This is a genomic window from Clostridium tetani (assembly GCF_900167265.1).
Classification (GTDB): domain Bacteria; phylum Bacillota; class Clostridia; order Clostridiales; family Clostridiaceae; genus Clostridium_G; species Clostridium_G tetani.
On the sequence record NZ_FUWT01000023.1, the window covers coordinates 1 to 22,445 of the forward strand.

Below are 22,445 nucleotides of genomic sequence, written 5' to 3' on the forward strand. Positions count from 1 at the left end.
CACTAGTCCCATATTTCAGAAATTGCTTAAAAAATATAATATAAAACAATCTATGTCTAGACGAGGTAACTGCTGGGATAATGCTCCACAGGAGTCATTCTTTGGACATCTTAAGGATGAAACAAATATTAAAAATTGTAATACATTTGCTGAACTCTTGGAAGAAATTGATGAATATATGGATTATTATAATAATTATAGAGGTCAATGGAATTTAAAAAAGATGACTCCTGTAAAATACAGAAATCATCTTCTTAGTACCGCCTAGTCTTTTTTTAAACTGTCCTTGACAAAGGGTACATTTTAAACTTTAAAAGCTTAGGTTTTATTTTTATTTATTCAACCACAGGAGCAGTAAATACTCTCTGTTCTAATTCTTTATCTAACATATATATAGCTGTTGGATTATCCTTTACTCTTTCTAGTCTAGATACTAATGTAGAGAAAGTATCTTCTTCTTCTACTTGTTCATCTATAAACCATTTTAAAAAGCTTATAGTAGCATGGTCTCTCTCATCCATAGCTAAATCCATAAGAGCATATATTTTTTTAGTAACAATTTGTTCATGGGCATAAGCTGCTTCAAATACATCAACTAGAGAATCAAAATCGTTTTTAGGTCCTTTTATAGCACCAATTTCAACTCTTCCTCCTACTTGGTTAACATAGTCAAAGAACTTCATACAATGGAATCTTTCTTCTTTAACTTGAGCATCAAAGAAGTTAGCAAAGCCATCTAAATCTATTGATTTACAATAAGCTCTCATAGCCAAATATATGTTTTCTGATTCCATTTCAAAGTTTATTTGATCATTTATAGCTTTATTCAGTTTTTCACTTATCATATTAATGGTACCTCCTCATTTGTATATATCTTATATCTACATTTTACCATAAATAAAAATTACTTTAAAGAATCATGGTAATAATTTCGACAAATTTAGAATGCCATGACCTTGTATATCTTTGGGAATATCTTGAAGTTCAGAAGATATTTTAAATAATGCTTTTATATCTTTAAAATTTAAATTAGGGTTATTCTCATATAAAAGAGCACATAATCCAGTAACATAGGCAGCAGCATATGAAGTACCTGTAAATGAGGAATAAGGCTCTTCCAGGGCTTTAGGGTAGAGTTTTCTGCCCTTTCGTTCCGAAATATAGCTAGTGTTTGTAGTTGTAGAAATTATATCAACACATGCAGCGGCAATATCTGGTTTATTTAATTTAAAGTTTGGACCTGCAGAAGAATTAGTATAGGGCTTAATATGAGAAGATATATTTAATCCTCCTACAGTTATGCATGTATCCAAAAGAGCAATACCTTTCATGGAATTAAAACTGATACCATTATGTCCAGAGGGAACAACTATTGTAATATTTTTTGAAATAGCCATTGAAAATAAATTATTAAATAAGGACAGGAGATTTTTGTTATTATCTAAAATTTCAAAGGGAAGACAAATAACTTTTATATTAAATTTATCACTGTCTTCTATTAATATATTTAGAGCATATAGTATATCTGATATAAACCCTCTGCCTAAATCATTGAAGGCTTTTATAGAGTATAGACAACTATCCTCAGCTATACCCTTATAAATTCCCTTTGAGGAATATCCATTACCACAAATTACTCCTGCCACTGAAGTTCCATGACCATTATCGTCATAAGGATATTTACAATGATTTATTAAATCTAAGAATTTTGATATTCTATTTTTAGGAGTTATAAGATCTAGGTGTGGATAAGTACCGCTGTCAATTATTCCTATTCCTATGCTTTTACCAGTAAGTTTATAGTTTTTTTCTATACTGATTTTATTTGCACTAAATACACTTTTGCCACATAAAAAAGCACAGGAATCAAGATATATATAGTCTATGTTGGGATATTCTAAAAATTTATTTATTGAAGAAGCAGGGACTATGGCACATATACATTTTATAGGATCTATAGAAAATAAAACTTTACCTCTATAAAGTTTTATTTTATTTTCTATTTTTTTCTGGAGAGTTTTGCAGCATATAATTATCCTAATGTTCTTATAAATGTTTTTATCTATGGTATCAGATAGATCAGGGGATAATTTACTTTTGAAATTGAACAAATTAAAATTCTCCTTTGAATTTATTTCTATATATACAATATAGTATATGTGATAGTATGTGTGATTAAACTCCCTTAATTATTTAAATTCCCACTTAAAAATAACTATTCCTACTATCATAACTACAATCCCTAGTACTTTACTCATACCAAATCTTATTTGTTCAGAACCAAATAGTGCAAAAGCATCTATTAAAGCTGCTGATAGTAATTGAGCAACTAATATTGTAGAAATGGCATAAGTAGGTCCTAAGGATTTTATACCTTTCATTACAGTAAATATAATTATTACTCCTAATAATCCACCAGATAAATATAATTTATTAACTTCTTTAATTTTTTTTATATTTCCATCACCTAATAATAAAAGTGCTATTAAAGTGAGGATGGCACCTATGCTTTGTACTAGAAAATTAGCTTCCCAAAGCCCTACTTTATCACTTAGACGAGTGTTAAAGACACCCTGAAAGCTCATTGAAATTCCTGCTATAATTGAAAATATTATACCTAACATAAATACACCACCTTTTAAAGGTATTTTATCCATACAAGACGATAATTATTTAAATAAAATAAAAAATGTAGAGTTTGAACTCTACATTTTAAAGATTAATACCCTATAACTTGTCTTTGATGATTTGTATTATTTTTTACATAATAGGCATCTTCTATTTCTTCTTCTGTAAAACCTAAACTAACTCCCAGATATAAAAAATCTTCAAATAGAGTTTGATAATGATCCTTTGATGAACAGACTATAAAATCATTAATATCAATATAAAGATTTAAAAACTGATTAGTTATATTATCGCTTATTCCTTCTTTAGGAGTATTAAAATTTAAATAATTAAATTCCTTATCTAATCCTATTGTTAGAAGAAAGTGGAGGCAATCTACATACTCTTCCAATATTTTATTTGTAGCGGAAGGTCCTTTAGTGCTCCAAAATTTGAAACATCTAGTTTCATTTGCTAATTCAGCAATTTCTACTTGAAGTGCCAGAAGTTTTTCAGAAAGAAGAGATTTGCCACTTAAATTATGTTTTTTAGAGATATGGTCATCTAACTTTCCCTGCGTAAGGAAAAGATTCGTAAAATCCATAAAGTAAGCCGCCTTTCTATATTTAATAAAAAATTTTTTAGTACATATCTATTTTATACAAATAGGAAGAAAATTAAAAGATACAGCAATCGGTTACAACAAAAAAATATAGAAATAATCAAAATATTTAGCAAAGCTGAGATGAAATCGATTAATAGCATTAATAAACTCTTTTATTGAGGAATTTTATAAAATTTTTTGTGATAAATAGTAATAAATTGATGATTTGGAATATTGACAGATATAAAAAAATAAATTAATATACTATACAGGGGTATAGTATAGGAGGTGGGAAAATAAAAAAGTTTTGGTCAAGATATTCATATTTGGTTTTTATAACATTTGTTATACTTGGATTATTTGATTCTAGATTTGCTATTATAGCTATTGTCTGTATGTTAGCTCCAATATTATTTTCTGTATTTGGTAAGGGGAGATATTGGTGTGGTAATTTATGTCCAAGGGGAAATTTCTATGATATAGTTTTATCTAAATTTAGTAATAAAAATAAAACACCTAATTTACTTAAAAGTAAATATTTTAGAGCGACTGTTATAATAATAATGTTTACTGTATTTGGAAATCAATCATATAAAAATTGGGGTAATGCAACAGGTATAGGATTGTTATTTTATAGAATGATAGTAATTACAAGTTTAGTAGGAATAGTATTATCATTCTTTTATAATAGTAGAGTATGGTGTAATTTTTGTCCTATGGGTAGTATATCAGCCTTCATTTCAAAATTTAAAAAGGACAAGAAAGTATTGAATATTGATAATAATTGTGTAAATTGTAAAGTTTGCGAGAAAAAGTGTCCCATGGGGATTTCTCCTTATGAATACAATAATGAAGGTAAGATAAGCAATATTGATTGTATACAATGTAAAAAGTGTGCTTTTGTATGTCCTAAAGGATCAATAAATTAATTTTCAGATGGAACTTAAGTTCCATCTGAATGAGGTATACTTTATTTAAATTTAATTAAAACTCGGCTGAACCTGGAGTTCTAGGGAATGGTATTACATCTCTTATATTGGATATTCCCGTCATATACATTAATATCCTTTCAAAACCTAATCCAAATCCAGAGTGTTTAGCAGAACCATATTTTCTTAATTCTAAATACCACCAATAATCTTTTTCATTAAGGTCAAATTCTTTCATACGTTCTTCTAAAACGTCTAATCTTTCTTCTCTTTGGCTACCACCTATAATTTCACCAACTCCTGGTACTAATAAGTCAGCAGCGGCAACAGTTTTATTATCTTCATTTAGTCTCATATAAAACGCTTTTATATCCTTCGGATAATCAGTTACAAAAACAGGTTTGCCAAATATTTTTTCTGTTATATATCTTTCATGCTCTGTTTGAAGATCTATTCCCCATTCAACAGGGTATTGAAACTTTTCTCCTGATTTTTGCAGTAAGTCCACTGCTTCTGTATATGTTATTCTTTTAAACTCTGAATTAACAACATTATCTAATCTTTTAAATAAATCTTTGTCAATAAAGCTATTAAAGAAATTCATTTCTTCTGGAGCATTTTCTAATACATAATTTATTATGTATTTTACCATTTCTTCAGCTACATCCATGTAGTCAGTTAAATCAGCAAAAGCCATTTCAGGTTCTATCATCCAAAATTCAGATGCGTGTCTTGCTGTATTTGAGTTTTCGGCTCTAAATGTAGGACCAAAAGTATAAACATTACCAAAAGCTAATGCATAGGATTCAGCTGATAATTGACCACTTACTGTAAGTTTTGCATCCTTATCAAAAAAGTCTTGAGAAAAATCTATTTTACCTTCATCATTTTTTGGTATATTATTTAGGTCTAAAGTAGTAACCCTAAACATCTCGCCAGCACCTTCACAATCACTAGCAGTTATTATAGGGGTATGAACATATACAAAGTTCTTTTCTTGGAAAAATTTATGTACAGCATAAGCTGCAAGGGAACGTATTCTAAAAACTGCTGAAAAGGTGTTACTTCTAGGTCTTAAATGTGCAATACTTCTCAAAAATTCAAAAGAGTGTCTCTTCTTTTGTAATGGATAATCTTGAAGTGAAGTTCCTTCTACTGTTACTTTTGATGCTTGAACTTCAAAAGGTTGCTTAGCTGAAGGAGTTGCCACTAATTTTCCTTCTACTACAATAGATGAACTAATAGGCAATTTGGAAACCTTGTCGAAATTATCTAGATTAGTATCTATAATAATTTGAAGGTTTTTAAAAAAGCTTCCATCGTTTAATTCTATAAATCCAAAATTTTTAGAAGTTCTTTCGGTTCTTATCCAGCCTGCAACAACAATATCTTTGTTTATGAATTTTTCTGGTTCTCTGTAAAGTTGCTTTATTGAAATTTTTTTCATGTTAATCCTCCTTATATTAAGTTAAAATAAAAAGCCCCTCATCCTTATAAAGGGACGAAAGACTGACTTCGCGGTACCACCCAATTTGTCTAAATGACCACTCAAATAAGCATGAATTATATAAATTCATGCATCAGTTATAAGGTACTGAATACCTCTAAGCCTACTTTCTTATAGATTTCAGTTAGAAACTCAAGGATGTTCTTCAATAAAGATGTAACACCAGTCTTGCACCGTCACTGGCTCGCTTTGGATACCTCCTTTATCTACTCTTCCTATCATAGTCTTTAAATTTCATAATAATTGAAAATAAATATCTATGTTTATTAATTATAATAGTTAAAAAATTTAATGTCAATGACTAGTATTAAAGGCTGTACAGGCCAATATAAAGTATGTCGAAAAAAGTAAAAAAATTCTTCTATTCAAAACTTAAAATTTAATATATAATCTTAAATTATGGCTGTATAAAGACATAATAAACTACTTTAAGATTTAATTTAAAAACCTATTTATAAGGAGGAGAATAAAATGTATCAAGTATATATTTCAGAAGATTTTATTGTAACAACAGATCCTAAAAAAATTGATGTAAATGCTGTATGTGAACTTTTGTCTAGATCTTATTGGTCAGAAAAAAGAAATAGAGAAATAGTTGAAAAATTTATAGAAAACTCTCTTTGTTTTAGTTTGTATCATAAAGATAGACAGATAGGTTTTGCTAGAGTAGTAACAGATTATATAACCTTTGGCTATGTTAGGGATGTATTTATACATGAAGATTATAGAGGTAAGGGATTAGGAAAATGGTTGATAAACTGTGTTATAACTCATCCAGATATGATCAATATTGAAAGACTTATGTTAGCAACTAAAGATGCTCAAACATTCTATCAATATCATGGGTTTGGACAATTGCAGAAGCCAGAAGCCTTTATGGAAAGGTTAGGAACAATAAATAAGGCAACTATAGGAGAATTAAATATAGCTACTAGTTGAAAGATATAGTATTGGGGGAGCTTTTAGGAGCACTCATCAATACTTTTTTTATTTCTAAACTTTCTTCATATTATCTTCATATTAATGGAATATAATAAAAATTAAATATATAAATAAACAGTTTTAGGAGGGATTTTTTGGGGAATGTATCATTATTTTTAGCTTTTTCATCAGGACTATTATCTTTTCTATCTCCTTGTGTGCTTCCATTAGTTCCTATATATCTAACTTATTTAACTGGAAGTTCTATTGAAGAGATGAATAATAAAAATAAATTAACAGTAATATATAAAGCATTAGGATTTACGTTAGGTTTTACCTTGATATTTATAATAATGGGAATATCAGTAACATCTTTAGGTCAATTATTTGATAGAAACAAAGATATATTTAGAAAAATAGGCGGAATAATAATTATAGTATTCGGTCTACATATTATGGGAGTATTAAAAATAAAAACCTTTTACTACCAAAGGACTATGCTACAGCCACAAAAGTTTAAATCAGGATTAAGTTCATTTTTTATAGGAATGGCTTTTGCCATAGGTTGGACTCCTTGCGTAGGGCCTATGTTAGCATCTATATTAATTTATGCAGGAAGTACTACAACTCTGGTTTCAGGAATTAAACTTTTGATAGCGTACTCTGTGGGTTTAGGGATACCTTTTATAATATCAGGATTTTTAGTGGACTTTATATCAGGATATATAAAAAGATTTTCTAAGTATTTTAATATAGTTTCTATAGCTAGTGGATTAGTACTTATATTTATGGGCATAATGACCTTTACTAATAAAATGTATATAATAAATAATATTTTTAATTAAAAGAAGGTGATAAATTTGAAAAAGAAAGTTACAATATTTCTAATTTTAATTTTGATAATTTTATCTTCTGTATTTTATAAATTCTATGTAGATAAAAACCAAAAGGATATTGATAATAAAAGTAATACCACTACACAAACAGAGATTAGTGAAGATAAACCTAAGAGAATAGCATCCTTAGATTTCAAACTTAAGGATTTAAATGATAAAGAAATAACTTTAAGTGAATTCAAAGGAAAAAAAGTTATGCTCAATTTTTGGGCAACTTGGTGTGGATATTGTGTACAAGAAATGCCTTATATGCAAAATATCCACAATGAAACTAAAGATAAAGATATAGTAATATTAGCTGTAAATGTAGGAGAAAATAAGGATAAAATCAAGAAATTTATGGAAAAGAAGAGTTATGATTTCCCAGTAGTTTTAGATGAAAGACAAGAGGTAGCACAAAATTATGGAGTGCAAGCATTTCCTACAACTTTATTCATAGATGAGGAAGGTTTTGTATATAGTGGAATACAAGGACCTATGACTGATGATATAATGAGAAAGGAGTTAAAAATAAAGTAATAAAAATGTCCCCATTTAGTATATTAAGAAGCTTTTTTAACTAAACATATTAAATGAGGACATTTTTAATTTTAAATATTGTTTTTTATTTGTATTAAAACCAATTAGATACGTCATTCATAATCTTAAAATTAGTGAGATCATAGTGTAGTGGTGTTATAGTAGTATACCCTTTTCTTAGAAAATGTATATCTGTAGTAGGCTTATGATTATTAGTTAATTCGCCTTTTAGCATATAAGAGACTTCTTTGTTTTTTTCTATTTTTTCAAAATAAGATGTAAAAGTTCTACCACCCATCTGGCAAACTTTTAATCCTTTTAAAGAGTCTTTATCTAAACATGGAACATTAACATTTAATACTAAATTACCTTTCATTGAATTTTCTTGTGAAATTTTTACTAATTCTCTTGCAATACTTGCAGCAGTATCAAAATTTATATCTCCATTTTTAACTTCAGCTGACATAGCTATAGATGGTATATTATGTATAGCAGCTTCAATTGCTGCTGATACAGTACCAGAATATAATATATCTATCCCTAGATTTGTTCCATAGTTTATTCCAGAGATAACCATATCCACTGGCTTATCCAAAATTTTATCCATAGCAACTTTAACGCAATCAGCGGGAGTACCACTAATACTATAAGTAGTAGCATTTATATCATCTAATTCAACCTCTTTTATAAATAATGGTTTTGCTATGGTTATAGAATGACTTTTTGCACTCATTTCTATAGAAGGTGCAGCAATTATTATCTCATGTTCTTTTTGAAGTTCTTTTGCTAATGTATATATACCTTTTGAATTTACACCATCATCGTTAGTTAAAAGTAATCTCATTTTACACCATCCTCCTAAAAACTATTATTGGAAATTATTCTTCTTGAGCTTGTACATTTTTATTAATATCACGTAGAAATTCCCATTTTGTTTCTGCGGTTATTATTGCTAAAAATATAAGAACACATCCTATAAATATTTTATAAGTAAACTTATCACCAAGTAGTATACAGGACAATATAGTTCCAAATACTGATTCTAAGCATAAAACAATAGCTGTGTGTGAAGGAGAAGTATACCTTTGAGCAATTGTTTGTATTAAAAATGCTATAAAGGTACTAAATATTCCTAGATAAAACACAGGAAAAATTCCTTCTTTAGGAATAGCACTAGGAACTCCTTCAAGTATTATCATAGATAAGAATGATAATATAGTTGTAACAAAAAATTGAGTGAAGGTTAAGATTATAGGATCATATTTCTTAGTAAAGTATCCAGTTGCTACTACATGGCAAGCGAAAAATATGGCACATATTAATGTAAGTAAATCTCCTTTATTTATATGCATAGATCCATCTAATGTAAGTAAGGATATTCCTATTAGACATAAGAAAGTTGCAGTTATATTATATAAATTAGGCTTTTCTTTTGAAATAAACCAATAGAAAAAAGGAACCATTACTACATTTGTTCCAGTTAAAAATGCTTGTTTACTAGCTGTGGTGTATAAAAGACCTATTGTTTGTGTTGAAAATGCTGAAAAAAGAAAAAAACCTATAATAAATCCAGCTTTTAAATGACTTATATCAATATTTTTTATTCTTTTAAAAAATATTATACCTATAGCTAAAGTACTTATTGAAAAACGTAACGTTGTAATAAAAAAAGGTGATATAGAATCTAATGCATTTTTAGTTGCTACAAAACCGCTACCCCAAATTATAGCAACTATAAGCAAGGAAATATCTGCCCATAAGTTTTGCTTTTTCAATATTTTTGCCCCCTTATAAATAAAATTAAAAAAATAATACAAAATATATTATAACACTAATTAAATGAAAAGTTATAATAATCTTTTATTTAGCTAAAGTTTAGGCAAATAAAGGATTATGTACCTACATATTTAATATAATTATTGAAGGGAGTGAAATTTATGAAAGAAATTATTTTAGCAGGAGGATGTTTTTGGGGAGTAGAAGAATATTTTTCAAGGATATATGGAGTGGTAGATACTAAAGTAGGATATGTAAATGGTGTGACGAAGAATCCTAGCTATGAAGAGGTATGTAATGGAAATACAGGTTATGCTGAAGGATGCTATATAAAATTTGATGAAAGTATAATAGGTTTAAAAAGGATACTTGATAAATTTTGGGATATAATAGATCCAACTATATTAAATAGGCAAGGACCAGATGTAGGGCATCAATATAGAACTGGAATCTACTACTATGATAAAGAAGACTTAGATGATATTTTAAAAAGTAAGGATGAGATAAGTAAAAAATATGACAAACCCATAGTTACTGAAGTAGAAAAGGTTACGTATTTTTATTTGGCAGAAGAATACCATCAAAAATATCTTAAGAAAAATCCAAATGGATATTGCCATATAAATTTAGATAATTAAAAAGCAACCTATAGAATTTATTTCTATAGGTTAGTTTTTTAGCTATCTTTTTAATAAAGAACCTATAGCAAATAGTATCCAAACATGAAGAGGATAAAATACATAGAAAAGGTATTTTATATCGCTACCTTTTTTGTCATTATACAGAAGGAAAAATGGTATAGAAAAAATCATCATCCATTGTATATTAGTAATAAATAAACTTTCGTAAGTAAATCCTTCACCAATAAGAAAACTTAGTGATAGTATTGAATAATATGAAATAAGAGAAGGTTTATTTTTCCTAAACTTATAAAAAATAATTGTCATTAAAAGTCCTAAAATACTTGCCTCAGTAATTAATGAAAGTATTGCTGGTATAATATGGGTATAATCACTTTTATTATGATTAAGTGAGTTTAGAAACATTATAGAAAATGCCATCGAAAGAAATATATTATTTTTTAAAATGGTCATATCTAAAAACAATGATGAAAAAACTATAGGTAATAATGCTAATAAGAAACCATAGAAATTTAATTTTTTTAAACTTTCAATAGGAGTTTTATAAATTATGTACGTTATAAATGACAATATTATAGTAAATAGTATTCCTATGCTATATAACTTTAATTTATTATTATAGATATCCAAAGAAAAGAATGTAGAAACTAACATATTACCTGTTGCCATAAATCCAGAAGCTACAAAAAGTCTTTTAGCATAATTACTTTTATTCTTTGTGTAAAAGTATCCGTTAATTAGAAGATAAAAGAAAACAGGAGCTACAACTCTTCCCACATGATTAAACCAAATAGGAGTATTAGGAATAAAGCTAGCAATATGATCTAATAACATAAGAATAAGCATTAATAGTTTTATTTGAAATCTATTCATAGTTATGAACACCTCATAATACAGTAAAATTAGGATAAATAGTTAAATATCTAAAGATAAACCTAGTGATTTGATCATTTCAATATCATCATTTATTTTATTACCTGATGTAGTTAAGTAATTCCCAGATATAGTAGCATTAGCTCCAGCTCTAAAACAACCCTTACCGAAATTATCTATAAGATTTCTGCCCCCAGCTAATCTTATAGATGCTTTTGGATTTATAAATCTAAATATAGCTATGGTTTTCAATATATCATTTTGTTCTAATCTTTTAGTATATTCAAGAGGAGTGCCTTTTACAGGGTTTAAAATATTTATCGGAATGGACTGTATTTGAAGACTTTTAAGCTCAAAAGCTAGTTTTATTCTATCAGTTATAGTTTCACCCATACCAATAATTCCACCTGAACATACCATAAGACCTGCTTTTTTTGCATTGTTTATTGTTTCTATTCTTTCATCATAAGAGTGGGTTGTACATATCTTATTATAGTATTCTCTACTAGTTTCTAAATTATGATGGTACATTGTAACTCCTACATTTTTAAGCTGTAATAATTGATTATAGGATAAAATACCCAATGATGCACATAGATTTATATTTACTCTTTTGTTTATCTCTTTATATATTTCTAAAGCTTTTTCAAAATCATTACTTGTTAGTGCCTTTCCACTAGTTACTAAAGAAAATCTGTTTATTCCATGTTCTTTATTTTCTTTTGCTAAATTAAGAGCATCTGACATATTTATCATGTTATATTTTTTTATATTTGTATTATAATGTTCTGATTGAGCACAAAATTTACAATCCTCAGAGCACCTTCCGGATTTAGCATTCATAATTGAGCAGAGATCTACTATATTTCCATTAAATTTATTACGAATTCTATTTGCCGCATCTAATAAATTATTTAAATTTTTATCATAACTTGATTGAAAAAGTGTAATGGCCTCATTGAAAGTAATGTCTTCATCTGAATAAATTTTTTCTTCTATTTCTAAAATGATATTTTTCATTTTAACCTCTCCAATATAAATTTTAACTTAATTATATATTAAAGCTTGTAAGTTGTAAACTTAAAATAAAATATGGGTTAACAGATTTTATTTATATATGTAGTATAATTAGTATATTAAATCTACAATTTTGAGGTGTTAAATGATGAAAGAAAAGGCAGTTATAATTAACAAAATTGATATTATAAAAAGTGAACTTATTGAATTAGGTAATAACATTCATAAAAAACCAGAATTATCTTTTAATGAATATAATGCAGTAAAAAATATAACTACTATGCTAGAAAAACATGGATTTAATATAGAAAAAGGAATAGGAGGATTAGAAACTTCATTTAGAGCAGAATACAATGGAAATGGACCTACAGTAGCTTTTTTAGCGGAATATGATGCTTTACCTGAAATAGGTCATGGTTGTGGACATAACCTAATAGCTACTATGGCTGTAGGAGCTGCCATAGGACTAAAGGAAGTGTCCAATTACATAGATGGGAAAATAGTTGTGTTAGGAACTCCAGCAGAAGAAGGCGGAGGAGGCAAAATTATAATGTTAAAAGAAGGATGTTTTGATGATATAGATTATGTTTTAATGATGCATCCTTGCACAAGAAATTTAATTTGTAGAGGGGGGTTAGCAACTAGAGTAATAGGTATAAAATATTATGGTAAATCAGTTCATTCTTCTTTCCCTGAAGGTGGTATTAATGCGCTACAAGCAGTAATACAAACTTTTAATATGATAGACCAATTTAGAGCATTATTCCCAGTAAGGACCAATGTAAATGGTATTATAACTAATGGTGGAAATACATCTAATATTATTCCAGATTATGCTTCTTGTGAGTTTAGTATAAGGGCAGAAACAGTAAAAGATTTGAAAATAGTAGTAGAGTATGTAGAACATATAGTAAATACAATAGAAAAGCTTATGAAAGTTAAAGTAAAAATAGAAAAATCCCTCATATATGCAGAAAGATATCCTAATAAATATATAGATGAAAAACTTAGAGAAAATGCCGCTAAGTTTGATATTAAGATGAAATATCCAGATGCTAATATGAAATATGGATCCTCAGATATAGGAAATGTTAGTCTTAAAGTTCCATCTATTCACTCATATATAAAAATAGCAGATAAAGAAGTAAATTCTCATTCTATTGAATTTACAAAAGTAGCTAATACATCTACAGCATATGAACAAATTATAAAAGCAGCTAAAGCTATGGCATTAACAGGATTTGATATATTTACAGATGAAACCTTAAGAAAAAATATAAATGATGAATTTAATAGAGTAGTGCCTAAATATGAGGAAAGTGATTTAAAATAGTTATTTTTTTAGTATATCAACAAATTTTGTAGAAGATGGTGAAAGAGAAACACTTTTTAAAAAACAAACTCCTATATTTCTTTTAGGTATTACCTCATTTGTTTGTATCTCATAAAGTTCTTTACTTTTTAAATAATCCTGTGAAAATTCCTTGATAACACAGGATATACCTAAATTTATCTTTGCAAATTCTAATAGTAAATCATGAGATCCAAGCTCAATTTCAGGAGTGAAGGGAATACCTTTTGACAACATGTATTTTTCTACATATTGCCTTGAATTTGATTTAGATTCAAGTAATATTAATGGAAATTTTGATAGTTCTTTAAGACTTATAGATTTAGAAATCTTATTTTTATACTTTTTACCACAAACAAAAATATCATGTATATCTGTTAATTCTGTTACTTCTAAGGAGGGATCATTAATTGGTAGATTGCAAATTGCAATATCAATTTCACCTGATTTTAACATAACGCAAAGTTCTAAAGTTGTACGATTAATAATTTTTAACTTAATATTTGGATAGCTGCTATGAAATTTTTCTAAATAAGGCAATAAAAAATAGCGAGAAATAGTATCTCCAACACCTAATTTTAAATCACCCATTAACAGATTCTTAGATTCTATAAGTTTTTTTTCAGCTACATTAATTAAATTAATAGCTGAATTTGTATACTCAAATAAAAGCTCACCTTCGTTTGTAAGAATCACTCCTCTAGATGTTCGGGTGAAAAGACGTATTTCTAGTTCATTTTCAAGTTGCATAATTGCTTGACTTACAGCAGGTTGTGTCATATAAAGAGATTTTGCAGCTTTAGAAAAACTTTTGTGTTTAGCTACTTCAGAGAAAATTTTATATAAATCTAGTTTAATGGACATATAACTCCTCCTTATATGTATTATTATATCTATTTATTTTACTTATACCATAAAATAGTGTATATTACAAATGTAGAATAGTTATTTAATTAAAAATAAAAATAATTAAGGAGAATCTAATATGGAAAGAATAGTAGGAACTGTTGTTAGAGGGCTTCGTGCTCCAATTGTTAAAGAAGGAGATAGTGTCTCACAAATTGTCGTAGATAGTGTATTAAAAGCTTCAGAAATAGAAGGTTTTTCTATCAATGATAAGGATGTAGTGGCTGTAACTGAATCAGTTGTTGCCCGTGCTCAAGGAAACTATGCAAGTATTGATGCTATTGCAAAAGATGTAAGTTCAAAATTTGGAGAAGATACTATTGGTGTAATATTTCCTATTTTAAGTCGTAACCGTTTTGCCATCTGCCTTCGTGGTATTGCAAAAGGAGCTAAAAAAATTGTATTAATGCTTAGCTATCCATCCGATGAGGTAGGTAATCATTTAGTAGATATAGATATTCTTGATGAAAAAGGTGTAAATCCTTGGACAGATGTTCTAACAGAAAAGCAATTCCGTGATTATTTTGGATATAATAAACATACTTTTACTGGTGTTGATTATATAGATTATTATAAATCCTTAATTGAAGAATATGGTGTTGAATGTGAAATAATTTTCTCAAACAATCCAAAAACTATTTTGGAATACACAAAGAGTGTAATTACTTGTGATACTCATACTAGATTTAGAAATAAGAGAATTTTAAAAGCAAATGGTGGAGAAAAAATTTATGGACTTGATGATATTTTGACACAATCTATAGATGGTAGTGGATATAATGAAGATTATGGTCTTCTAGGATCAAATAAAGCTACTGAAGAAACCGTTAAGCTTTTCCCAAGAGATTGTAAAAGTGTGGTTAATGATATTCAAAATATTATCAAAGAAAAGACAGGAAAAACTATCGAAGTTATGGTTTATGGTGATGGTGCATTTAAAGACCCTGTAGGTAAGATTTGGGAACTTGCTGATCCTGTTGTATCACCTGGATACACATCAGGACTTGAAGGTACACCTAATGAAATTAAGTTAAAATATCTTGCAGATAATAACTTTGCTAATTTAAAAGGGGAAGAGCTTAAACAAGCTATATCTGAATACATTGAAAATAAAGAGTCAGATCTTATAGGAAGTATGGAAGCACAAGGTACTACCCCGAGAAGACTTACTGACCTTATAGGTTCTCTTTGTGATTTAACTTCAGGAAGTGGAGATAAAGGAACACCTATTATATATATACAAGGTTATTTTGATAATTACACAAAATAATAACTTTTAATAATAAAAAGTTCTTCCTTATAAAAATATTTTTATAAGGAAGAGTTTTTTATTGCTTAGTGATATTTGCTAGTTATTTTTGGATCTGAGAATTCTAACCTCTTCATCTGTTAGGTTTCTCCATTTTCCTACGTTTAAACCCTTTAGTGTAATATTAATAATTCTAATACGTTTAAGTTTTACAACTTTATAGCTAAAACTTGAACACATTCTTCGAATTTGACGATTTAATCCTTGGGATAAAGTAATCTTAAAGGTATTAGAATTAATTTTAACCACTTTACATTTATTTGTTATTGTGTATTGATTTTTTACGGGATTATAAATTTTTACTCCTTTTGACATACCATTTATAAAGGCAGGAGTAATGGGTTTGTTTACAGTTACAATATAGTCTTTTTCATGGTTATTTTCTTCTCTTAAAATTTCATTAACAATACTTCCGTCATTTGTAAGAAGTATTAAACCCTCAGAATCTTTATCTAGTCGACCGATTGGAAAAATTCGTTCAGTATGGTTTATAAAATCAATTATATTTCCTTTTATATGTCTTTCTGTTGTACAAGTAATGCCAACAGGTTTATTTAAAGCAATATATATATCATTTTTCTTTTTTTGAAGTAATTTACCATTTACTTCGATTTTATCTTTTGAATTTACTATATATCCTAAAGGAGCAATTTCTCCATTAACTTTTACTTTTTTTTGTTTAATTAATTCATCAGCTTCTCTTCTAGAACAAATTCCAGTTGAACTAATAAAATTATTAAGTCTCATAAAATTTTATCCCGTCCTTATAAAAATATTTTTAAGTATTTACTTAGTTTCAATTTCTTCAACAGACGTATTTTTAAACCTATAAATTAACATAATCAAATAGATACGTAAAATAATTAATATTATAGGAATTATAATATTTAAAAATGTTATATTAAATATAAGTGCAAAATTTAAAAATATAATATTAATAACTGAAACTATTATATAAAATCTTAGTTTTTTTATAGTTTCACAAGCTAAGTCACAGATATTATTATTGTTGAAATATTCAATGGAACCATCAAAAAAATTATAAAATATAAGAAGCTCTATAACACTAGAAAAAACTATCCATATTTCATTAAATAAAAAAAGATTATTTGATTCAATTGATGAAAATTCCATGAATTCGCTTAGGGCAGTTATAATGATTATTATAATTGCAAAAGTTTTAGATTTATTAAATGGTTCTATATGAGTTTTTTTATATAAAGAACTTAATCCATTTAAGATAATTATATAACCTATAAATGTTGGTAATATCTTTATTGCTCCTAGTTTTATATTAAATGTAGCAATAAAAATTCCCCAAAATATCTTATTATATTCATTATACATACTAAATCACACTCCTTGATTTTAAGTAATTAAACATTCCTTTTAAATCAAAATTATAGGGAGTATGATTAATATTATATATGCGAATATATGACTTATTTCCCTTGATATCCTCATAATATAGTTTTGGATTTATATCATAAAAGCTATATTCTTCAAATATAGACTTTGGAGTTTTGAATTTAGAATGTATACTTAATACTGTATCTTTTTCATATTTAACTCCGGAAACATCTTTATAATCAATATTTTCTATAGAAAGATCAAAATAATCCTTTAAATCTTCTAATAATGGGGATTCAACATTTAATAATTTTATATCTTTTTTAAGTTTTTTATTAGATGAGGAAGTACCATCAGAGGAAGCACTAGAACTAATATGTTCTATATCTTCATGGTTATTTTTATCTCTATATAATATTATACGACCTAGATTTGAGTCTAACGTACTTCCATCATCAAAGCTTACCTTAGCATTATTAAGTTCAATTTCATTAAACTTTTTATCTATATTGTTAATATTAAGATATATAGTATTAACAATATATCTTCCATATATATATCCAATTTGTTTATTGGGGCTATTATTATAAAAAGGTGATAAATTTTCATGCCCCATAGGATTGGGTGAAACAATAATTTCAATATTAGGTTGTTCTTTAAAATTAATACCAACAACCTTTCTACTATCTAATATATTAGTTATATACTTGAGTTCAAGTCCATCTAATGAAGCTGAATTTTCATTAACATATACATATTTTTCAACAAACATTTTTAAAAATACAGGGTTTTTTAATCTATAAACTGATGCGAATCCTATAGTAAAAATTAATGATAATAAAATTAGAAGTAATCCTAATTTTAGTATTTTTTTATTTAATTCCACTATACCCACCACCTAGGGAACATATTGTATATCAAATATAATTATACCATTAAACCATAATAAATCTATAAATAATATTGTTGCTATTAAGAAAGCTGATTTTTGATAACCAGTTTTCTTTTTACTAAGTCCAAGCAAGTTAAGGATTATAAGTCCTATTGCCAAAGTCATAAATATATTATTTATTTGTGAAGAATTTTACAATGAATAAGAAATAAACTAAGACTAATAATAAATATGTAAAGGTGTTTTGTTATTTTAAATGCCTAAAATATAATTTAAGAGGTGATAATATATGGCTCATACTTTACCAGCTCTACCCTATGCTTATAATGCTTTAGAACCCCATTATGATGAAGCTACTTTAAGAATTCATCATGATATTCACCATAAAACTTATGTAGATGGATTAAATAATGCAGAAAATAAAATTGAAGAGTGTAGAAGGACTGGAGATTATACATTAATTAAACACTATGAAAGAGAATTAGCTTTCCATGGCTCAGGTCATATACTTCATACATTATTTTGGGAAAATATGATGCCTGGCGGTAGCCAACCAAAAGATGAGATATTAAATCAAATAAATAAGGACTTTACAGATTATGAAACTTTCAAAAAAGAATTCTCAGCGGCAGCTGTAGCAGTAGAAGGATCAGGTTGGGCTATACTCTGTTGGAATTGTATGTTTAATAAATTAGTTATATTAACTGCAGAGAAGCATCAAGACTTAACTCAATGGGGAGTTAAACCATTGCTAATTTTAGATGTGTGGGAGCATGCGTATTATTTAAAATATCAAAATAAAAGAGCAGCTTTTATAGATGCTTGGTGGAACATTGTAAACTGGGATGTTGTAAATGAAAGATTTAAGCAGGCTACTACAAAGTAAAGAGTACAAAGTTTAATAAAAAAAGGAGCTATCTTTTAATGATTAAAAAATCATTAAAAGATAGCCCTATTTTATATAAGAATCATTTATTACTTTCCATTTTATTATTATACTAAGTTTATCTTTTGATAATTTTGCAAAGATTTCGTGACCCATTTGTTCAACTAATTCTTTAGCAATAGCAAGACCAAGACCAGTACTTTCTCCACTTCTAGTACGATCTGCTGTGAAGAATCGTTGAAATAAATATTTTACATCATCTTCTTTTAAATTTGGTGCATCATTTGTGAAATTTAATATTATATGATCTTTGTTATATTTTAGAGATATGGATATAAATTCATTGCTATATTTAATCATATTTTGTATTAGGTTTGAAATTATACGTCTTACTGCATTTTCATCAGCAATAATCATAGGAATTTGTTCATCTATATCAATAATAGGTTCTATTTCATTACTAATAAAATCATTATATGATACTGCTATTAAATCACATAGTATGTTATATAAATTTAGTGCTCTTAAATCAAATTTATATTCTCTTCCCTCAAGTCTTGATAGATCATAAAAGCTACATATTAAAGTTTGCAAGGATTTTGCTCTCTTTTTTATTATATCTATATATTGACTTCTTTCGTTTTGAGACAAGCTATCATCTTCCATAAGCTGAATATATCCAATTATTGATGTAAGTGGGGTTCGTAAATCATGTGATATATTTGAAATAGATTGTCTAATTTCTAAATCCATTCTTTTATGCTCAGCTTCAGTAGCTGATTTTTTCTCTAAAGATTTATTTATTTCTAAAGCTAAATTTTTTACTAAATTATTGGAAAAGGATATTAATATTTTTGAATTAGTTTTAGTATTATTAATTTCTTTTAATTGTTTAGTTATATTTTTAAGTTCTTTATGTAATAAAATATATAGGGTGGCAAATACAACTGTTATAATTATAAGAAAAACAATAATTAACCCTTGCATAAATGTCACCCTTTCTTTTTACTTAATTTCTTTATTTTTAACATATATCATAGTTAAAATTGTGAATACAACTAAATACATAATGCCTATAAAAGCTGCATGAGTTAGTGTGGAACTTGTTATCTCGGGTGCACCTAATTTACCTATTTGAGTTGAAATAAGTATATTATGAATGTACTGAAATTTACTAGAAACAAATGATGAAAGTACTTTTATAACACTTCCCAGCATAGAGAAGATTAATACATAAGAAAAAGCAAACATGTTGTTATTTTTAATAGCAAAAGCCAAAAAAGTACATACTGCTATGGCACTAATCCACAATATTGTGGATACTAATAATCTTTTAATAAAATTACCCACAAGACCTAGGGAAAATCCTTTGCCAATACCAAACAATATTATGTAACTTCCAAAGAATATTGTTAATATAATAATAGCTGCTATTAAAGAAAGAATTATTGATACAATAATTTTGGATAATACTAATTTATTTCTTGAAGTTCCAAAGGATAATACATTTTTAAGGGTGAGATTTTTTTGTTCTTCAGCTGTTACCATTTCAACTATTGGTGCTATTAAATATACTGGTATTATAAGCATATGAACAGATAATTGCAGCAATATAGCTAAACTCATAGTATCCTCACTGACATTAGTAATTTTAAGTATTATATTAAGCAATAAAGGCAAAGCGGCAATACCAAATGTATATCCCCAAAAATATACTCGATTAAAGTTTCTGTAAAGGTCAGCTTTTATATAATTACGCATTATGAGCACCTCCAATCAAATTGATAAAATAATTTTCTAAATTTGCACCAACCTGATTCATTGAATATAACATAACGCCATTATATACAAGTGACTGAGCTACTATTTCAGGAGTATCTATATGGTCATATAATCTAATCTCGTTATTATTTAAAACTTTATAGTTACTACAGTTAAGTTCCTTTTCAATTATTGTAACAGCTTTTTCAGTATTGTCTACTTTAACTGATAAGCAACGTTTACATTTTTCTTGTAATTCTTTTGAAGATAGCTGTTCTACAAGTTCACCTTTGTTAATAAATCCATACATAGTTGCCATTTGTGAAAGCTCACCTAATATATGGCTAGATATAATTATTGTAGTATTTCTTTCTTTATTAAGTTTTAATAAAATTTCTCTAAATTCTACAATACCTGTAGGATCAAGTCCATTTATAGGTTCATCTAAAATAAGTAAATCTGGATTTGCCATTAAAGCTAGGGCTAACCCTAAACGTTGTTTCATACCAAGAGAAAAGTTTTTAAATTTTTTATTTCCTGCATCTTCAAGATTTACAGCTTTAATTATTTCGTCCACACAATTCTTTTCTGCAATACCTTTTTGTATTCTATAATATTCAAGATTTTTTTTTGCAGATAAATAAGGGAAAAAACTTGGGGTTTCTATTATAGATCCTGTTCTTGTTCTGGATTTATTCAAACCATTTTGTGATGTTTCATTAAATAAACTAATTTCTCCTATTGATGGTATTGTAAGTCCACATATCATTTTAAGTAGGGTTGTCTTACCTGCACCATTTTTACCAACAAGTCCATAAATTTCTCCCTGATTTATTTCCATACTAACATTATTTACAGCTAGATGATTGTGATACTTTTTAGTAATATTTTTAACTTTAAGTACTGTATCAGACACTTAAATCGACCTCCTTTTTCTTGCACAATTATATATTAAGATATAATTAACAAGATACCATAAAGAAAAGATTAAGAAAGTCTTAAGTTTTATCATTAATTTTATATCCAATTCCCCACACTGTATGGATGTATTCTATATCTGGATTAATTTTAGCTAATTTTGAGCGAATATTGCTTATATGAACATTTACTGTATTATGATCACAAAAAAAATCTTCATTCCAAGCATGCTCAAATAGATTGGCTTTTGTAAAAACCTTTTTCTGATTAGACATTAAAAGTTCTAATATAGTAAATTCCCTTGCAGTTAAAGAAATATATTCACCTTTAACTGCTACCTCAAGTGTTTCTTTGTTTAGGGATAAATCCTTATATGTTAAAATATTTTTTTCTTTATTTTTACTGGAGAATACAGTATATCTTCTCAGCTGAGATTCCACCCTTGCTAAAACTTCATTAGTATCAAAAGGTTTGCATATAAAATCATCTGCACCAAGTTTTAATACTTTTATCTTTATATCTTGTCCAGGTTTTGCAGAAATAACTATAATAGGCATGGTTTTAAACTTTCTTATTTCTGAAATAAGATTCTCACCTGATATAGCAGGTATCATTAAATCTAGTAAAATTAGTTGAAAGTCCTGTTTTTCAAGGCACATTTTAGCTTCAGAACCAGAATAAGCACTGGTTACTTTGTAACCTTGTTTATTTAACATTGTACAAAGAAGATTATTTATATCTGTATCATCTTCTACAACTAATATGTTTATATTGCTATTCAT

At 27.4% G+C, this 22,445-nt stretch carries 27 protein-coding genes and 1 other annotated feature; of the genes, 9 read left to right on the plus strand and 18 right to left on the minus strand.

Annotation, left to right across the window (positions count from 1 at the left end; all coding sequences use genetic code 11):
• Window positions 1-268, plus strand: a 268-nt coding sequence (locus tag B5D21_RS12925; RefSeq protein WP_143323994.1) for an IS3 family transposase, incomplete at its 5' end; no start/stop codon positions are given.
• A gap of 67 nt (window positions 269-335) precedes the next feature.
• Here B5D21_RS12925 and B5D21_RS12930 read toward each other — a convergent pair.
• The 4 genes from B5D21_RS12930 to B5D21_RS12945 form a co-directional block, all read right to left on the minus strand.
• Window positions 336-845: a ferritin gene (locus B5D21_RS12930; RefSeq protein WP_011098462.1), complete on the minus strand. Its 510-nt coding sequence runs from the start codon at window positions 843-845 to the stop codon at window positions 336-338.
• Between the two features lie 72 nt (window positions 846-917).
• Window positions 918-2,111: a S8 family peptidase gene (locus B5D21_RS12935; RefSeq protein WP_011098463.1), complete on the minus strand. Its 1,194-nt coding sequence runs from the start codon at window positions 2,109-2,111 to the stop codon at window positions 918-920.
• Between the two features lie 78 nt (window positions 2,112-2,189).
• Window positions 2,190-2,624 (minus strand): DMT family transporter, encoded by a 435-nt coding sequence (locus B5D21_RS12940; RefSeq protein WP_035110675.1) that lies wholly within the window; start codon window positions 2,622-2,624, stop codon window positions 2,190-2,192.
• Window positions 2,625-2,719: 95 nt separating this feature from the next.
• Window positions 2,720-3,211: a dUTP diphosphatase gene (locus B5D21_RS12945; protein ID WP_011098465.1), complete on the minus strand. Its 492-nt coding sequence runs from the start codon at window positions 3,209-3,211 to the stop codon at window positions 2,720-2,722.
• Window positions 3,212-3,507: 296 nt separating this feature from the next.
• Between B5D21_RS12945 and B5D21_RS12950 the strand changes: the two genes are divergently transcribed.
• Window positions 3,508-4,140 carry a 4Fe-4S binding protein gene (locus tag B5D21_RS12950; protein WP_035110673.1) on the plus strand — a complete coding sequence of 211 codons (633 nt, stop codon included), beginning with the start codon at window positions 3,508-3,510 and terminating at the stop codon, window positions 4,138-4,140.
• Between the two features lie 55 nt (window positions 4,141-4,195).
• On the opposite strand, the gene asnS is transcribed toward B5D21_RS12950, so the two are convergent.
• Window positions 4,196-5,587: an asparagine--tRNA ligase gene (gene asnS / locus B5D21_RS12955; RefSeq protein ID WP_011098467.1), complete on the minus strand. Its 1,392-nt coding sequence runs from the start codon at window positions 5,585-5,587 to the stop codon at window positions 4,196-4,198.
• Window positions 5,588-5,634: 47 nt separating this feature from the next.
• Window positions 5,635-5,878 (minus strand) — a binding site (T-box leader).
• Window positions 5,879-6,118: 240 nt separating this feature from the next.
• On the opposite strand from asnS, the gene B5D21_RS12960 reads away from it, so the two are divergent.
• The 3 genes from B5D21_RS12960 to B5D21_RS12970 all read left to right on the plus strand — a co-directional run bounded on the left by B5D21_RS12960 (window position 6,119) and on the right by B5D21_RS12970 (window position 7,983).
• Window positions 6,119-6,586, plus strand: a complete 468-nt coding sequence (locus B5D21_RS12960) for a GNAT family N-acetyltransferase (protein ID WP_011098468.1) — start codon at window positions 6,119-6,121, stop codon at window positions 6,584-6,586.
• A 137-nt stretch (window positions 6,587-6,723) separates the two neighbouring features.
• Window positions 6,724-7,413: a cytochrome c biogenesis CcdA family protein gene (locus tag B5D21_RS12965; RefSeq protein ID WP_011098469.1), complete on the plus strand. Its 690-nt coding sequence runs from the start codon at window positions 6,724-6,726 to the stop codon at window positions 7,411-7,413.
• A 15-nt stretch (window positions 7,414-7,428) separates the two neighbouring features.
• Window positions 7,429-7,983, plus strand: a complete 555-nt coding sequence (locus tag B5D21_RS12970; RefSeq protein WP_035110671.1) for a TlpA disulfide reductase family protein — start codon at window positions 7,429-7,431, stop codon at window positions 7,981-7,983.
• A gap of 94 nt (window positions 7,984-8,077) precedes the next feature.
• Here B5D21_RS12970 and surE read toward each other — a convergent pair whose 3' ends face one another.
• A complete protein-coding gene (surE, locus tag B5D21_RS12975) occupies window positions 8,078-8,827 on the minus strand; it encodes a 5'/3'-nucleotidase SurE (protein WP_011098471.1) in 750 nt (249 codons plus the stop codon).
• Between the two features lie 34 nt (window positions 8,828-8,861).
• On the minus strand, window positions 8,862-9,758 hold the full coding sequence (locus B5D21_RS12980; RefSeq protein WP_338028194.1) for a DMT family transporter: 897 nt from the start codon (window positions 9,756-9,758) through the stop codon (window positions 8,862-8,864).
• Window positions 9,759-9,920: 162 nt separating this feature from the next.
• On the opposite strand from B5D21_RS12980, the gene msrA reads away from it, so the two are divergent.
• On the plus strand, window positions 9,921-10,397 hold the full coding sequence (gene msrA / locus B5D21_RS12985; protein WP_035110670.1) for a peptide-methionine (S)-S-oxide reductase MsrA: 477 nt from the start codon (window positions 9,921-9,923) through the stop codon (window positions 10,395-10,397).
• A gap of 42 nt (window positions 10,398-10,439) precedes the next feature.
• Here the strand turns inward: msrA and B5D21_RS12990 are convergent, their stop codons facing one another.
• Both B5D21_RS12990 and bioB read right to left on the minus strand, forming a co-directional pair.
• On the minus strand, window positions 10,440-11,273 hold the full coding sequence (locus B5D21_RS12990; RefSeq protein WP_035110669.1) for a TraX family protein: 834 nt from the start codon (window positions 11,271-11,273) through the stop codon (window positions 10,440-10,442).
• Window positions 11,274-11,315: 42 nt separating this feature from the next.
• Window positions 11,316-12,293 (minus strand): biotin synthase BioB, encoded by a 978-nt coding sequence (gene bioB, locus B5D21_RS12995; protein WP_011098475.1) that lies wholly within the window; start codon window positions 12,291-12,293, stop codon window positions 11,316-11,318.
• A gap of 142 nt (window positions 12,294-12,435) precedes the next feature.
• On the opposite strand from bioB, the gene B5D21_RS13000 reads away from it, so the two are divergent.
• Window positions 12,436-13,623, plus strand: coding sequence for a M20 family metallopeptidase (locus B5D21_RS13000; protein ID WP_011098476.1), 1,188 nt, complete (start codon window positions 12,436-12,438; stop codon window positions 13,621-13,623).
• Here the strand turns inward: B5D21_RS13000 and B5D21_RS13005 are convergent, their stop codons facing one another.
• A complete protein-coding gene (locus B5D21_RS13005) occupies window positions 13,624-14,505 on the minus strand; it encodes a LysR family transcriptional regulator (RefSeq protein ID WP_011098477.1) in 882 nt (293 codons plus the stop codon). It abuts the gene before it with no gap.
• Window positions 14,506-14,626: 121 nt separating this feature from the next.
• Here B5D21_RS13005 and B5D21_RS13010 point away from each other — a divergent pair, with 121 nt between their 5' ends.
• Window positions 14,627-15,817 (plus strand): coenzyme F420-0:L-glutamate ligase, encoded by a 1,191-nt coding sequence (locus B5D21_RS13010; RefSeq protein ID WP_011098478.1) that lies wholly within the window; start codon window positions 14,627-14,629, stop codon window positions 15,815-15,817.
• 78 nt (window positions 15,818-15,895) lie between these two features.
• Here the strand turns inward: B5D21_RS13010 and B5D21_RS13015 are convergent, their stop codons facing one another.
• From B5D21_RS13015 to B5D21_RS14110, 4 genes are read right to left on the minus strand one after another with little or no spacing between them, the layout of a single operon-like run.
• Window positions 15,896-16,603 (minus strand): pseudouridine synthase, encoded by a 708-nt coding sequence (locus tag B5D21_RS13015; protein ID WP_011098479.1) that lies wholly within the window; start codon window positions 16,601-16,603, stop codon window positions 15,896-15,898.
• 39 nt (window positions 16,604-16,642) lie between these two features.
• Window positions 16,643-17,203: a hypothetical protein gene (locus B5D21_RS13020; protein ID WP_011098480.1), complete on the minus strand. Its 561-nt coding sequence runs from the start codon at window positions 17,201-17,203 to the stop codon at window positions 16,643-16,645.
• Window position 17,204: 1 nt separating this feature from the next.
• Window positions 17,205-18,092 carry a hypothetical protein gene (locus B5D21_RS13025; RefSeq protein ID WP_035125462.1) on the minus strand — a complete coding sequence of 296 codons (888 nt, stop codon included), beginning with the start codon at window positions 18,090-18,092 and terminating at the stop codon, window positions 17,205-17,207.
• Window positions 18,093-18,104: 12 nt separating this feature from the next.
• Window positions 18,105-18,263 (minus strand): hypothetical protein, encoded by a 159-nt coding sequence (locus B5D21_RS14110; RefSeq protein WP_158001435.1) that lies wholly within the window; start codon window positions 18,261-18,263, stop codon window positions 18,105-18,107.
• A 124-nt stretch (window positions 18,264-18,387) separates the two neighbouring features.
• On the opposite strand from B5D21_RS14110, the gene B5D21_RS13030 reads away from it, so the two are divergent.
• Entirely contained in the window at window positions 18,388-18,984 is a 597-nt protein-coding gene (locus tag B5D21_RS13030) for a superoxide dismutase (RefSeq protein WP_011098482.1), read from the plus strand.
• 66 nt (window positions 18,985-19,050) lie between these two features.
• Here the strand turns inward: B5D21_RS13030 and B5D21_RS13035 are convergent, their stop codons facing one another.
• The 4 genes from B5D21_RS13035 to B5D21_RS13050 all read right to left on the minus strand — a co-directional run bounded on the left by B5D21_RS13035 (window position 19,051) and on the right by B5D21_RS13050 (window position 22,445).
• Window positions 19,051-19,971: a sensor histidine kinase gene (locus tag B5D21_RS13035; RefSeq protein ID WP_035110664.1), complete on the minus strand. Its 921-nt coding sequence runs from the start codon at window positions 19,969-19,971 to the stop codon at window positions 19,051-19,053.
• 18 nt (window positions 19,972-19,989) lie between these two features.
• On the minus strand, window positions 19,990-20,745 hold the full coding sequence (locus tag B5D21_RS13040) for an ABC transporter permease (protein WP_035110663.1): 756 nt from the start codon (window positions 20,743-20,745) through the stop codon (window positions 19,990-19,992).
• Window positions 20,738-21,661 carry an ABC transporter ATP-binding protein gene (locus B5D21_RS13045; protein WP_011098485.1) on the minus strand — a complete coding sequence of 308 codons (924 nt, stop codon included), beginning with the start codon at window positions 21,659-21,661 and terminating at the stop codon, window positions 20,738-20,740. Before B5D21_RS13045 ends, B5D21_RS13040 begins: the two co-directional genes overlap by 8 nt.
• Before the next feature lie 82 nt (window positions 21,662-21,743).
• Entirely contained in the window at window positions 21,744-22,445 is a 702-nt protein-coding gene (locus tag B5D21_RS13050; protein ID WP_035125465.1) for a response regulator transcription factor, read from the minus strand.

Coding starts and splice junctions, on each gene's coding strand:
- B5D21_RS13010 (WP_011098478.1), top strand. CDS start 14,627: ATGGAAAGAATAGTAGGAACTGTTGTTAGAGGGCTTCGTGCTCCAATT.
- B5D21_RS13030 (WP_011098482.1), top strand. CDS start 18,388: ATGGCTCATACTTTACCAGCTCTACCCTATGCTTATAATGCTTTAGAA.
- B5D21_RS12960 (WP_011098468.1), top strand. CDS start 6,119: ATGTATCAAGTATATATTTCAGAAGATTTTATTGTAACAACAGATCCT.
- B5D21_RS12945 (WP_011098465.1), bottom strand. CDS start 3,211: ATGGATTTTACGAATCTTTTCCTTACGCAGGGAAAGTTAGATGACCAT.
- B5D21_RS12930 (WP_011098462.1), bottom strand. CDS start 845: ATGATAAGTGAAAAACTGAATAAAGCTATAAATGATCAAATAAACTTT.
- B5D21_RS13050 (WP_035125465.1), bottom strand. CDS start 22,445: ATGAATAGCAATATAAACATATTAGTTGTAGAAGATGATACAGATATA.
- asnS (WP_011098467.1), bottom strand. CDS start 5,587: ATGAAAAAAATTTCAATAAAGCAACTTTACAGAGAACCAGAAAAATTC.
- B5D21_RS13035 (WP_035110664.1), bottom strand. CDS start 19,971: ATGCAAGGGTTAATTATTGTTTTTCTTATAATTATAACAGTTGTATTT.
- B5D21_RS13015 (WP_011098479.1), bottom strand. CDS start 16,603: ATGAGACTTAATAATTTTATTAGTTCAACTGGAATTTGTTCTAGAAGA.
- B5D21_RS13005 (WP_011098477.1), bottom strand. CDS start 14,505: ATGTCCATTAAACTAGATTTATATAAAATTTTCTCTGAAGTAGCTAAA.
- bioB (WP_011098475.1), bottom strand. CDS start 12,293: ATGAAAAATATCATTTTAGAAATAGAAGAAAAAATTTATTCAGATGAA.
- B5D21_RS12940 (WP_035110675.1), bottom strand. CDS start 2,624: ATGTTAGGTATAATATTTTCAATTATAGCAGGAATTTCAATGAGCTTT.
- surE (WP_011098471.1), bottom strand. CDS start 8,827: ATGAGATTACTTTTAACTAACGATGATGGTGTAAATTCAAAAGGTATA.
- msrA (WP_035110670.1), top strand. CDS start 9,921: ATGAAAGAAATTATTTTAGCAGGAGGATGTTTTTGGGGAGTAGAAGAA.
- B5D21_RS13040 (WP_035110663.1), bottom strand. CDS start 20,745: ATGCGTAATTATATAAAAGCTGACCTTTACAGAAACTTTAATCGAGTA.
- B5D21_RS13000 (WP_011098476.1), top strand. CDS start 12,436: ATGATGAAAGAAAAGGCAGTTATAATTAACAAAATTGATATTATAAAA.
- B5D21_RS14110 (WP_158001435.1), bottom strand. CDS start 18,263: ATGACTTTGGCAATAGGACTTATAATCCTTAACTTGCTTGGACTTAGT.
- B5D21_RS13020 (WP_011098480.1), bottom strand. CDS start 17,203: ATGTATAATGAATATAATAAGATATTTTGGGGAATTTTTATTGCTACA.
- B5D21_RS12990 (WP_035110669.1), bottom strand. CDS start 11,273: ATGAATAGATTTCAAATAAAACTATTAATGCTTATTCTTATGTTATTA.